Source organism: Pseudomonas sp. ENNP23 (assembly GCF_001728945.1).
Taxonomy (GTDB): domain Bacteria; phylum Pseudomonadota; class Gammaproteobacteria; order Pseudomonadales; family Pseudomonadaceae; genus Metapseudomonas; species Metapseudomonas otitidis.
Genome location: NZ_LYSP01000055.1, coordinates 1 through 12022 on the forward strand (window position 1 = coordinate 1; position 12022 = coordinate 12022).

At 70.1% G+C, this 12022-nt stretch carries 9 protein-coding genes; 8 read left to right on the plus strand and 1 reads right to left on the minus strand.

The features are described from left to right. Positions 1 to 396: 396 nt before the first annotated feature. Positions 397 to 3501, minus strand: a complete 3105-nt coding sequence (locus A9G05_RS23445; protein ID WP_069563244.1) for a transglycosylase domain-containing protein — start codon at positions 3499 to 3501, stop codon at positions 397 to 399. A gap of 159 nt (positions 3502 to 3660) precedes the next feature. Here A9G05_RS23445 and A9G05_RS23450 point away from each other — a divergent pair, with 159 nt between their 5' ends. The 8 genes from A9G05_RS23450 to A9G05_RS23485 all read left to right on the plus strand — a co-directional run bounded on the left by A9G05_RS23450 (position 3661) and on the right by A9G05_RS23485 (position 11882). Next, on the plus strand, positions 3661 to 4353 hold the full coding sequence (locus tag A9G05_RS23450; RefSeq protein WP_069563245.1) for a bifunctional 2-polyprenyl-6-hydroxyphenol methylase/3-demethylubiquinol 3-O-methyltransferase UbiG: 693 nt from the start codon (positions 3661 to 3663) through the stop codon (positions 4351 to 4353). Between the two features lie 74 nt (positions 4354 to 4427). Continuing rightward, positions 4428 to 4988 (plus strand): cysteine hydrolase family protein, encoded by a 561-nt coding sequence (locus A9G05_RS23455; RefSeq protein WP_069563246.1) that lies wholly within the window; start codon positions 4428 to 4430, stop codon positions 4986 to 4988. Next, the gene (locus tag A9G05_RS23460; RefSeq protein WP_069563247.1) at positions 4981 to 5802 is read left to right on the plus strand and encodes an aldo/keto reductase; all 822 of its coding nucleotides are present in this window, start codon (positions 4981 to 4983) and stop codon (positions 5800 to 5802) included. The genes A9G05_RS23455 and A9G05_RS23460 overlap by 8 nt, the downstream gene beginning before the upstream one ends. 109 nt (positions 5803 to 5911) lie before the next feature. Further along, positions 5912 to 6685 carry an efflux RND transporter periplasmic adaptor subunit gene (locus A9G05_RS23465; RefSeq protein ID WP_371850583.1) on the plus strand — a complete coding sequence of 258 codons (774 nt, stop codon included), beginning with the start codon at positions 5912 to 5914 and terminating at the stop codon, positions 6683 to 6685. Beyond that, on the plus strand, positions 6682 to 8001 hold the full coding sequence (locus A9G05_RS23470; protein ID WP_069563249.1) for an efflux RND transporter periplasmic adaptor subunit: 1320 nt from the start codon (positions 6682 to 6684) through the stop codon (positions 7999 to 8001). The genes A9G05_RS23465 and A9G05_RS23470 overlap by 4 nt, the downstream gene beginning before the upstream one ends. Further along, positions 7998 to 10094 (plus strand): HlyD family efflux transporter periplasmic adaptor subunit, encoded by a 2097-nt coding sequence (locus tag A9G05_RS23475; RefSeq protein ID WP_171902740.1) that lies wholly within the window; start codon positions 7998 to 8000, stop codon positions 10092 to 10094. Before A9G05_RS23470 ends, A9G05_RS23475 begins: the two co-directional genes overlap by 4 nt. Positions 10095 to 10116: 22 nt before the next feature. Further along, positions 10117 to 10917 (plus strand): aspartyl/asparaginyl beta-hydroxylase domain-containing protein, encoded by an 801-nt coding sequence (locus A9G05_RS23480; RefSeq protein WP_069563251.1) that lies wholly within the window; start codon positions 10117 to 10119, stop codon positions 10915 to 10917. Further along, complete coding sequence (locus A9G05_RS23485) at positions 10914 to 11882, plus strand: aspartyl beta-hydroxylase (protein ID WP_069563252.1); 969 nt, start codon at positions 10914 to 10916, stop codon at positions 11880 to 11882. Before A9G05_RS23480 ends, A9G05_RS23485 begins: the two co-directional genes overlap by 4 nt. Positions 11883 to 12022: the final 140 nt, after the last annotated feature.

Genomic DNA, 12022 nt, shown 5'->3' on the forward strand with positions numbered 1-12022 from the left:
CCGTAGACATCATCCGGACTCGTGATCTGTCTCTTATCTTTGTCGGAAAGCTTGATTTCCATTGCGCGACAAAACCTCACAGGGACCTAGTTGGCCATCGATAATAGCACTCCCCCTTGCCTGTTTCTTTTGCCCTGCTGGTAGTAACACAGAGAAACCAAGAAGGCTCTCCCTGCTGTGCTGCCTCTATTGCGCCGGGATTCGGCGTATCAGGCGATTGCCGATTTCGTGACATCCAATGGGAACCTCTAAAAACGTAGGCGAGACAGTCAGCGCAAGGCAAAACAGGCGAAAAAGCGCAGTTTACGTGGTGTAAATGAGCATTTTGATCGGACTGGCGCACGAGCCGGTTTTTAACGCCGCGATTACAACGTAGGTAGTTTTTAGAGGTGCTCTCTACAACTGCCTCACCCCCAACGCCGTCAGCGGCGCCTGGCACAAGGTGGCACGCCCGGGCTCCAGATAGGGCTGCAGCAACGGCGCCATGCCCTTCATCACCTGCACCGGCAACGCCGACGTGAAGCGGAACCCCGAGGCTTCGTCGCCGGCCACGTAAGCGGTCAGCGTGCCGAAGTGGCGTGGGCCCAGGTAGAACACGAAGGTCGCGGTGCGGTTCAGCGCCCGGGAGGCGAGCACCTGGCCGCCCCGGCCGAAGGTCTGCAGGCGGTTGTCGCCGGTGCCGGTCTTGCCACCCATCACCAGCGGCTGGCCATCGGGCAGGCGGAAGGTGCCTTGCAGGCGGCGCGCCGTGCCGCCGTCCACTACTTGGGCGAGAGCCCCGCGCAGGGTGGCGGCCACTTCGGAGGGCATCACCCGCTTGCCGCCATGGGCCTGGTGCCGAACCCGGGTTTCGTAGGGGGTATCGGCAGCGAAGTGCAGGTCGTCCAGGCGCACCGTCGGCAGGCGCACGCCGTCGTTGACGATGATTCCCATCAGCTCCGCCAGGGCTGCCGGGCGGTCGCCGGAGCTGCCCAGTGCGGTGGCCAGCGACGGCACCAGGTGGTCGAACGGGTAGCCGAGCTGGCGCCAGTGCTGGTGGATGTCGAGAAAGGCCTCCACCTCCAGCATGGTGCGGATGCGTGAATCCCGGGCGTTCTTGCGCTGGGACTTGAACAGCCAGCTATAGACCTCGCGGCGCACTTCGCCGCTGGCCTCGACCGCCTCGCGGAAGCTCGCCTGCGGGTGGCCTTGCAGGTAGGCCAGCAGCCACAGCTCCAGCGGGTGGACGCGGGCGATGTAGCCCTGGTCGTTGAGGTTGAAGGCGCCCGGCCCGTAGCGGTCGTAGAGCTCCGCCAGGCGCTTGTCGCCGAGGGCTTCGCCGGGCAGGCGCGCGCGCATGAAGGCGGCGAAGGTGGCGCGGTCGGCCTGGGGCTGCAGGTAGCGGTGGATCGCCGCCAGGCGGGCGGGCCAGGGGTTCAGCCCGTCGAGGAAGGTGGCCATGCGGGCGTCGGCGTCCTTGCCCTTGTACTTGTTCCAGAAGCGCAGCAGGTAGGTCTGGCTCTCGCGGGATACGAACAGGTCCAGGTAGCCCTGCCGGCGCGGGTCGCGGTCGTCCCGCAGCAGGGCGGCCTTGTCGCCGTCGGGGCGGTAGATGGCGTGGCGCACCAGGTCGCGCAGCAGGCGCACGAAGGGCAGGTTGATGGATTCGCGCAGGGCCTCGCGCAGGGTCGGGGTGCGGCCGTTGTCCTCGCGGCGGAAGTTGCCGAAGGTGTGCATCCCGCCGCCGGTGAAGAAGCGCTCCGCCGGGCTGGCGGAATAGGTGCGCTCCATGGCGGCGTCGAGCATCGGCGCCAGGCGCGCGTCCGGGTGGCTGGCCAGGTAGTCCAGGGCCCAGCGGCTGAGCACGTCCTGTGGGTCCACGTTCACCTCGCGCAGGGCCTTGATGTCGAGCCCGGCGTAGCGCTGGTGCAAGCGGGCGATGTACTCCAGGTAGGTGGCCAGCACCCGCAACTTGGCGGTGGAGCCCAGCTCCAGCTTGCTGCCTTCGTTGATGTCGAACGGCTGGTCGGTGTTGTCGGTCTGCACACGCACCTGATTGCCCGCCGGAGTGCGCTCGAAGAGGGTGAAGCTGTAGCGCACGTCGCGGGTCTTCTCCGCCGTCAGCATGCGCTCGCCGAGCAGCCCGGCCTGTTGGGCGAAGGCGGGTTCGGCGAGGTCGTGCAGGTAGGTGGTGACGGCCTGCTGCAGCTCGCCCTGGAGGCTGGTGCGGGCGCCCAGGTCGAGGCGGTCGAGGTCGTACAGGGGCATCTGCAGCAGGCTCGACAGCCGGGTGCGGGCCAGGCTGATGCCCTTGTTGCCGTCCACCCGTGCCAGTGCAGGGTCCTGGCTCAGGTCTCGGAAGGCCAGCCGCGCGCCGAGGGCGGCGTCCCGCAGGGCGGGCCGCAGCACGCCGGCGCCAGCCAGCAGGCGCAGGTGGCTGTCGGTGAGGGCTTCCAGCTCGTCGCGGCCGCGCCCGAGGTAATGGGACGGACGTCGCTGGGCGATCATCAGCGCCACCGCTTCGCGCAGGGCCAGGCCCCGTTCGGCCAGGCCGCCGGGCTCGTCCTGGGGCTGGCCCAGCAGGCGGTTGCTGCGCTCGAAGTCGGCGCCGAACCACACCCGCAGTCCATCGGCCAGGCCATGCACCTCGCCGTGACCAGGCGCAGCGGAGAGCGGCACGCTGTTGAGGTAGTCCTGCACGATGCGGCGTCGCGCCGGCAGGGTTTCCGGCCCGCCCTGGTAGGCGCGCACGCTGGCCGAAGCCATCTGCAGCAGCTTGTCGCGGGCCGAAAGGGTCAGCCCGGCAGGGGAGTGGCGGTACTTCTCCTGCTGGGTCGCCAGGGTGCTGCCGCCGGCGCTCTGGCCGGGCATGTCCAGCACCCTGCCGGCCTGGGTCAGGGCGGCCTTGGCGAAGCGTGGCCAGTCCACCGCCGGGTTGGCCAGGGGCGCGGCGTCCAGCAGGTGGCGGTTCTCGATGAACAGCAGGCTGTTCACCAGCAGCGGCGGGATCTCGTCGAAGGCGCCGTAGAGCTGCTGGGGGTAGCGGAAGCTGTACAGCGGTTGGTTGCGGCAGTCGCGGATGTCCAGCCCGGCCTGGACCTTCTCCCGGTAGGGCGGGAACAGCCCGTGTTCGGTGTACGCCAGCAGCGCCGGGGAGAAGCGCACCTGCTGGTGGATCTCGTAGCCGCGCTGCTCCAGGCGCTGCAGCATGGCTGGCAGGTGGGCGTAGCCCAGGCGCTTGTCGAAGGGACCGTCGCGGGGGAAGAGGATGGCCGGGCTGGGGCCGTCGCCCAGGCGGTAGTCCAGGGTGGCGGCGTAGCGGCTGATCTCGCGGGATTGCAGCCAGGCGTGGCGCATTTCTTCGCGGACCAGCAGCCCCAGGATCACCGCCACCAGCAGCAGGAACAGCCACGCGGCGATGCGGTTGCTGAGTCGGCGGGCCCGGCGGCGCGCGACCACCGGGTCCAGGCTGTGCGAAGACAACCGGGCCGATGACACGTGGGACTGCCAGGCAACGCCCATGACCGAGAACCCGCCTCAGGTGACTGCTCTCGCTGCAAGCTTAGTCCGTCGCAGCGTATCTGGAGGGCGGCACGGCGGGGCGCTGCTATCGGCCGGCGACCATGGGCAGGGTGGGGCGCACTGTGCTTTCATTCGGCGCGTTTTTCGGGAGTGAGCGCGATGACCGATTCGACGAGCCAACGTATCCGTGACAGCTGGCGGGCCAACGCCCAGGCCTGGGTCGATGCCATCCGCACCAGGCGCATCGAAAGCCGCCGGTTGGTCACCGACTCGGCCATGGTCGAGGCCCTGATGCGGTCCTCCCCCCGGCGCCTGCTCGACCTGGGCTGTGGGGAGGGCTGGCTGTGCCGCGAGATGTTCTACCGGGGCGTCGACTTCGTCGGCGTGGACGCCTCCTGGGACCTGATCGACGCCGCTCGGGAAGACCCGGCCTGCAAGGGCTTCGGGCAGTTCGTGGTGGAGGATTATCGAGGCCTCGAACAGGACTACCGGCTCTACGGCCACTACGACGTCATCGCCTGCAACTTCTCCCTGCTGGAGGAGGACCTCAAGCCGGTCCTCGCGACCCTGGCCCGCCTGCTCCAACCCAACGGTCGCCTGGTGATCCAGACGGTCCACCCGATGACCGCCTGCGGGCCCGAGGGCTACCGGGATGGTTGGCGCCTGGAGACCTTTGCCGGCCTGGGCGAGGGCTTCCGCGAGCCGATGCCCTGGTACTTCCGCACCGTCCAGGGCTGGTTCAGCCTGATGACCGAGGCTGGCTACCGGCTGGAGCGGCTGAGCGAACCCTGCCACCCGGACACCGGCATGCCGCTGTCGCTGTTGATGGAGTTGCGCCACGACGCTGGCTGAACGCCTGGCTTTACCCGTCTGGCACCAGCCTGCACTATCGCCAGCCTGTATCCCCGTACCGACAAGGAGTGACGATGAGCAAGGCATTGCTGGTGGTGGACGTGCAGGCGGGGCTGTTCCTCGCCGACCCGGAGCCGTGGCGCGCCGTCGAACTGATCGCCACCATCAACCGCCTGGCCGACCGCGCGCGCCGCGCCGGCGCCCCGGTGCTCTACGTGCAGCACGACGGTGAGGCGGGCAGCGAGCTGGAGCCCGGCTGCATCGGTTGGCAACTGCACCCGGGCCTGGAGCGCGCCCCCCTCGACCCGGTGCTGCGCAAGACCGCCTGCGATGCCTTCTTCGAGACCCCGCTCAAGGCCACCCTGCAAGCACTCGGCATCACCGAACTGGTGGTGGTGGGCTACGCCACCGAGTTCTGCGTCGATACCTCCATCCGCCGCGCCACCAGCGAGGGCTTCAGCGTCACCCTGGTGCGTGACGGTCACACCACCAAGGACCGCCCGCACCAGCGCGCCGAGGCCATCGTCGAGCACCACAACTGGGTCTGGGCACAGTTCATACAGCCCCAGCACCCGCTGCGCCTGGCGGCAGCCGACGATATCCGTTTCGAACCCGAGGACGCCCTCCATGCGTGAAATCACCTTCCCCGACGGCACCCGCGTACCCGCCATCGGCCAGGGCACCTGGCACATGGGCGAGCGCGCCGACCAGCGCCCCCGCGAAGTGGCCGCCCTGCGCCAGGGCCTGGAGCTGGGCCTGAGCCTGATCGACACCGCCGAGATGTACGCCGAGGGCGGCGCCGAAACGGTGGTGGGCGAGGCCATCGCCGGGCGTCGCGACCAGGTGTTCCTGGTCAGCAAGGTGTACCCCTGGAACGCCAGCCGCCGCGGCATCCCCCAGGCTTGCGAGCGCAGCCTGCGGCGCCTGGGCACCGACCACCTCGACCTGTACCTGCTGCACTGGCCTGGCGAGCACCCGCTGGAGGAGACGGTGGACGCCTTCGAGCAGTTGCGCGAGCGCGGGCTGATCCGCCGCTGGGGCGTGTCCAACTTCGACGTCGCCGACCTCGACGCGCTGCCCCCCGGCTGTGCCGCCAATCAGGTGCTCTACAACCCCGAGGCGCGGGGCATCGAGTTCGACCTGCTGCCGCGCCAGCAGGCCGAGGGCCTGCCGCTCATGGCCTACTGCCCGGTGGGGCAGGGCGGGGCCCTGCTGAAGGATGCGGCGCTGCTGGAGGTGGCACGGCGTCATGGCGCCAGCCCCGCTCAGGTGGCCCTGGCCTGGGCCCTGCGCCAGGACGGGGTGATGGTGATCCCCAAGGCGGCGGAGCCCCGGCACATCGAGCAGAACGCCGCCGCCCACGCCCTGCGCCTGGACGCCGAGGACCTGGCATTGATCGACCGTGCCTGGCCGGCGCCCACCCGCAAGCGGTCCCTGGCGATGGTGTGATGCTTCGTCATCGGGTGCGGAATCTTTCCGACACCCGATTCCTATTGTTCGAGCGCTCTCCTAGACTCTGCACCACTTGGAATCTAGGGACAGAGCTATGAAGCACCTGATGTACGGGCTGGCGGGTTCGCTGGTGTTGATGACCGCCGCTTGGGCCGACGAGCCCCCCGCCCACGATCCGTTGCTGGATGCCCCCGCCCCCTCCCTCGCCGCCGTGTCGGCACCTTCGCCACGGGGCGTGCTGCGCGCCCGCAACCAGGCGGTGTTGTCCAGCGAGCTGGCCGGGCGCATCGTCGAGATGCCCTTTGCCGAGGGCCAGTCGTTCAAGGCCGGCGACGTGCTGGTGCGCTTCGACTGCAGCGCCTACCAGGCCCAGCTCACCGCCTCCAGCGCTGCCACCCGTGCCGCCCGGGAGGAACTGAAGAACAAGCAGCAACTGGCCGCCCTCAACTCCGTCGGGCGCTTCGAAGTGGCCCTGGCCGAGGCCCGCCAGGCCCAGGCCCAGGCGGAAGCGCAGGTCTATCAGGTGCAGGTGCAGCGCTGCCAGGTGAAGGCGCCCTACGACGGCCAGGTGGTCAACCGCCGTGTGCAGCCCCATGAGAGCGTGCCTGGCGGCGCGCCGCTGCTGGAGGTGGTGGACAACCGCACCCTGGAGATCCACCTGCTGGTGCCCTCGCGCTGGATCGGCACCCTCAAGCCGGGCCAGCCCTTCGAATTCATCCCCGACGAGACCGGCACGCCGCTCAAGGCCGTGGTCAAGCGCCTGGGCGCGCGCATCGACGAAGGCAGCCAGACGCTGCTGCTGATCGGCAGCCTGCCCGAGGACACGCCAGGCCTGGTGGCCGGCATGAGCGGCAGTGCGCGCTTCCCGGAGGCGCAATGAACGCACCGGTGCCCGGTTTCGCCGAACGGGTCTTTGCGGTCTTCCTCGGCCTCCAGGCCCAGGCCCGGCAGGCTGGCACGACCGAGCAACTGGCCTTCGCCATGGTCAACGACGGCCAGGGCCTGTTCGGCTACCGCCATGCCGCGCTGCTGATCGCCGGCAGGGTCCGTGCCCTCACCGGCATCAGCGTGGTGGAACCCAACGCCCCCTTCGTCGCCTTCGTCGAGCGGGCAGCGGCCCAGCGCCTGGCTGCGGGCCAGTTGGGCGAGCCCGGCGTGGTCGACCCCGGCAGCCTGGACGAGAGCAGCCGTGACGACTGGCAGGCGCTGTCCGCCCCCCACGCCGTCTGGCTGCCGCTGAAGGATCGCCAGGGCGCCGTGTTCGGCGGCCTGTGGATCGCCCGCGACACCCCCTGGAGCGAGGCCGAGCAGGCCCTGCTGGTGCAGCTCGGTGATACCTACGCGCACGCCTGGCTGGCCCTGCAGCCGCGCAAGCCCTGGCGCCTGCGCTGGCCGAAGAAGAAGCTCCTGGCCCTGGCCGGCGCGCTGGCCCTGGTGCTGCTGGTGCCGGTGCGCCAGTCGGTGCTGGCCCCCGCCGAAGTGGTGCCCCAGGGCGGCCGCGTGGTGGCTGCGCCGCTGGACGGGGTGATTGCCGAATTCCTCGTCAAGCCCAACCAGAGTGTCGCCGCCGGTGATCTGCTGGTGCGCTTCGACGCCACCACCCTCAAGGCCCAGGCCGATGTCGCCGAGCGTGCTCTGGGGGTAGCCGAAGCGGAGCTGAAGGCCAACAGCCAGCGCGCCTTCGCCGACGCCGAATCCAGCGCCCGCATCGACCTGCTGGCCGCCCGCGTGGAGCAGAAGCGCGCCGAGCGCGACTACGCCCGGCAGTTGCTGGCGCGCAGCGAAGTGCGTGCCGAGCGCGCCGGCATTGCCGTGTTCGCCGATGCCGAGCGCCTCACCGGCAAACCGGTGCAGACCGGCGAGCGGCTGATGCAGATCGCCGACCCGGCCCAGGCCGAGCTGCGCATCGAGCTGCCGGTGGGGGACGCCATCGCCCTGGAGCCCGGCGCCGAGGTGGCGCTGTTCCTCGACAGCGACCCGCTCAACCGCCACGACGCGCGCCTGGAGCGCGCCGCCTACGAGGCTCAGGCCACCGCCGCCGGGCAACTGGCCTATCGCCTCGATGCCGCCTTCGCCGATGCCCCGCCACGCATCGGCCTGCGCGGCACCGCCAAGCTGTTCGGTGACCGCGCGCCGCTGGCCTACTACCTGTTGCGCCGGCCTCTGGCCGCGCTGCGTCAGGGCTTGGGTTTCTGATGCTGCCGGCCCTGCGTTCCGACCTGCAGCTGTCCGCCGCTGCGCCAACCCGCGAAGGCGCGCCGCAGTGGACCCTCGCCGACCCGCTGCGCGGCCGCTATTTCAAGCTCGGTGCGGCGGCCGTGCGCTTGCTGCGCCACTGGTCCCTGGGCGACCCCCGCGCGGTGCTGGCAGCCGCCAACGCCGAGCCGGGTGCGCCCTTGGGGGCTGGCGAGCTGGAGCAGATGCTGCGCTTTTTGCGTGGGCACGACCTGATCGCCGCCCTCGACCCGGAGCAGCGCGCCAGCTACAGCCTCAAGCGCGCCAGCACGCGCCACAGCCTGTGGCAGCAGGTGCTGCACCAGTACCTGTTCTTCCGCATTCCGCTGTGGCGACCGGACCGCTTCCTCAACCGCGCCTGGCCGGCGCTGGAGCGCAACGGGCCCTGGCTGCTGCGGCGCGGGCTGCCGGTGATCCTGCTGCTGGGGCTGTTCCTGGTGGCGCGGGACTGGGAGCGCTACCTGGCCACCTTCCCGCATCTGTTCAGCCTGGGCGGCGCCCTGGCCTTCGGCATCGCGCTGACCTTCGCCAAGCTCTGCCACGAGTTCGGCCACGCCTTCATGGCCAAGCGCGCCGGCTGCCGGGTGCAGAGCATGGGGCTGGCGTTCATGGTGCTGCTGCCGATGTTCTACACCGACGTCAGCGACGCCTGGCGGGTGCAGGACCGCCGCTCGCGCCTGCTGATCGGCGCCGGCGGGGTGCTGGCCGAACTGGTGCTGGCGGTGCTGGCCCTGCCGGCCTGGTCGCTGCTGCCGGACGGGCCGGCGCGCACCGCGGCCTTCATGCTCTCCAGCGCCACCTGGATCACCACTCTGGCGATCAACCTCAACCCCTTCATGCGTTTCGACGGCTACTTCCTGCTCAGCGACCTGTGGGAGGTGGAGAACCTGCAGAACCGCGCCTTCGCCCTGTGCCGCTGGCGCCTGCGCGAAGCGCTGTTCGGCTACGGCGAGCCGGCCCCCGAGCCCTGGCCCGAGGCCATGCGCCGGCGCTTGCTGGTGTGGGGCTACGGTGCCTGGATCTGGCGTGCGGCGCTGTTCTTCGGCATTGCGCTGACGGTCTACCACCTGTTCTTCAAGGTGCTCGGCATCTTTCTGATGCTGGTGGAACTGGTGTGGTTCATCGGCCTGCCGATCTGGAAGGAGTTCGGCGAATGGTGGCAGCGCCGCGACCAGGCCGAGCCGCGCAAGGTACTGCTCACCGGTTCGGCCCTGGGGCTGGTGCTGCTGGTGCTGCTGGTGCCCTGGCGTAACGCGGTGGATGTGCCGGCCATGCTGGAGGCCTCGCGTACCGGCACCCTGCACGCGCCCATCGGCGCGCGGGTCAAGGCGGTGCGGGTGAAGGACGGTGACACGGTGGAGCAGGGCGCCCTGCTGGTGGAGCTGGAGTCACCGGACCTGGAGGCGCGCCAGGGCATCGTCCGCCGCGAGATCGACATCCTCCAGTTGCAGTTGCGGCGTCAGGCCGGGCGCAGCGAGACCGCCGCCGAGACCGGAGTGATCGAGCAGCAACTGGCCGAGGCCGTGGCTGAGTACCGCGGCCTGGCCGCCCAGCGCGAGCGCCTGCAACTGCGCGCGCCCCTGGCCGGCGTGGTGCGCGACCTGCAGCCGGACCTGGTGGTGGGGCGCTGGCTGCACAGCGGAGAGACCCTGGCGCGGGTGATCGCCCCCGGGTTGCGCCTGCGCGGCTACCTGGCCGAGGAGAGCCTCTGGCGCGTGGCGCCGGGGGCCGAGGGCCGCTTCATCGCCGACGACCCGGCACGGCCTGCCCTGCCGGTGCGCCTGGATGAGGTAGACACCACCGGCGTCGCCTTCCTCGAACTGGAGGCCCTGGCCTCCGACCACCACGGCCAGGTGGCCGTGCGACGCAATGCCCAGCAACGCGCCGAGCCGGTGCAGGCTCAGTACGGCGTACGCCTCAGCCTGCTGCAGGACCTGCCACCCCCCGACCAGCCGCTGCGCGGCGTGGTGGTGCTGGAGGGCAGCCGGCAATCGCTGCTGGGCTTCGCCTGGCGCCGCATGGCGGCGTTGGGTGTGAGGGAGAGCGGCTTCTAGCCCATCTGACAAGGAAGGTTCCATGGATGTAACCCTGCCGATCTGCTCCCGCCTGCCCTGGCGCTTCGACCTGGCGCCGCTGCTGGCGGCCCTGGAGCGGATCGACCCGACGGCCTGGGTGCCGCACTTCAACACCGCCTATTACCAGGGGGACTGGAGCGGCCTGGATCTGGTGGCAGCGCTGGATGCACCGATTCCCCTGGCGCCGGGGCAGGGGCCGGTATCCCGCACCGCCCATTGCGAGGCCGAGCCGGCGTGGCAGGCAGCCATCGAGTGGTTCGGCGAGGGCCTGCGCAGCGCGCGCCTGCTGCGCCTGGGCGCGGGCGCCAGTATCCGCGAGCATTGCGACCCCGACCTGGGCAGCCCGGAAGGACCGCTGCGCCTGCACGTACCGCTGCTCAGCCCGCCCGGTGTGGAGTTTCTGGTGGACGGCCGGCAGGTGCCGATGGCGCCGGGTGAGTGCTGGTTCATCGACCTGTCCCGCCCGCACCGGGTGGACAACCCCGGTCCGGGCCCACGCATCCACCTGGTGCTGGATTGCATGATGGATACGCGCTTGCGCCAGGCCCTCTTCGAGGGCCTGGCGACCACGCCGAAACTGCAGCCCAGTCGGGGCGTGCGGGCCTTCGCCGCGTTCAACGAGCAGGTGCAGCAGCGCCCGGAACTGGCCCATGCGCTGCAACGGATCACCGACCCCACCGACTTCTGCCGCCATGCAGTGGCCGCCGGGCAATCCCTTGGGCTGGTGTTCGAGGAGGCGGATGTGCGCATGGCCATGCGCCTGGGGCGGCAGACCTGGAGCCAGCAATGGAACATGCGATGACAGCCCTGGATTTCACCGAGTGGCTGCCGATCCGTGCCTTCGAGGAGGCCGGCACCTGGCAACTGGACTGGGCCTGGTTCGGCACCATGCCCCTGGCCCGCCCCTTCTTCAGCGACGACGTGGACGAGGTGTTGCGCCTGCCGTTCAACCAGGCCCTGCGGCGTCAGACCGGGCTTGAAGCGTTGTTCGACTGGCAGGCCCGCAGCCCCGGACTGGCACCGTCGCTACTGGTGTTCCACACCTCCCGCTGCGGTTCCACCTTGCTGGCTCAACTGTTGCGTGGTCTGGCCGGGCATGTGGTGCTGTCCGAGCCGCCGTCGCTGGATGCCATGCTGCGGGCGCACTACCGCGACCCCAGCGCTTCGGCCTGGCAGGCGGATGCGGTAAGGGCGTTGTGCTCGGCCTATGGCCAGCGCCGCCGTGGCGACGAGCGCCGGCTGGTGGTCAAGCTGGACGCCTGGAACCTCTTCGAGGCCCAGTTGTTGCGCCGGCTCTACCCGCAGGTCCCGTGCCTGTTCCTCTACCGCGACCCGCTGGAGGTGGTGGTGTCCCAGCGGCGTCAGCCAGGTCTGCACGCGGTACCGGGGCTGCTGGGTCCGTCCGGGCTGGATGGCCTGCCTGGGCGGGAGGCGCTGGAGCCCGGCGACTACCTGGCCTGGATGGTCGGGCAACTGCTGCAGGCCGGGCTCGACCTGTGCGCGGCCGGGGAGGCGGTGGCCCTGAACTACCGCGAGCTGCCCGGCGCCCTATGGGGGCGCCTGGGCCCGCTGCTGGGGATCAACCCGGCCGCCGTGCCGCACCTGCAGGCCATTGCCGGGCACGATGCGAAGCGTCCGGGGCAAGCCTTCAGCGCCGATGGCGAGGCCAAGCGCAGCGAAGCGGACGAGGCCATGCGGGCGGCGGTGGAACGCTGGGCAAAGGCGCCCTATGACGCGCTGGAGGCGCTCTCACACCGTCAGTTGTGAATGCCGCTTCACATTCATTGCAGAAACCGCTGAATGGTGATTTTTCGATGGTGGCCAACTGAAATCCTCGTCTATGCTTCGTGCAGGGAAACTTTAACCATCGTTGTAGGCTCTATTCCCGGAGCCGGCAGGGACGCACG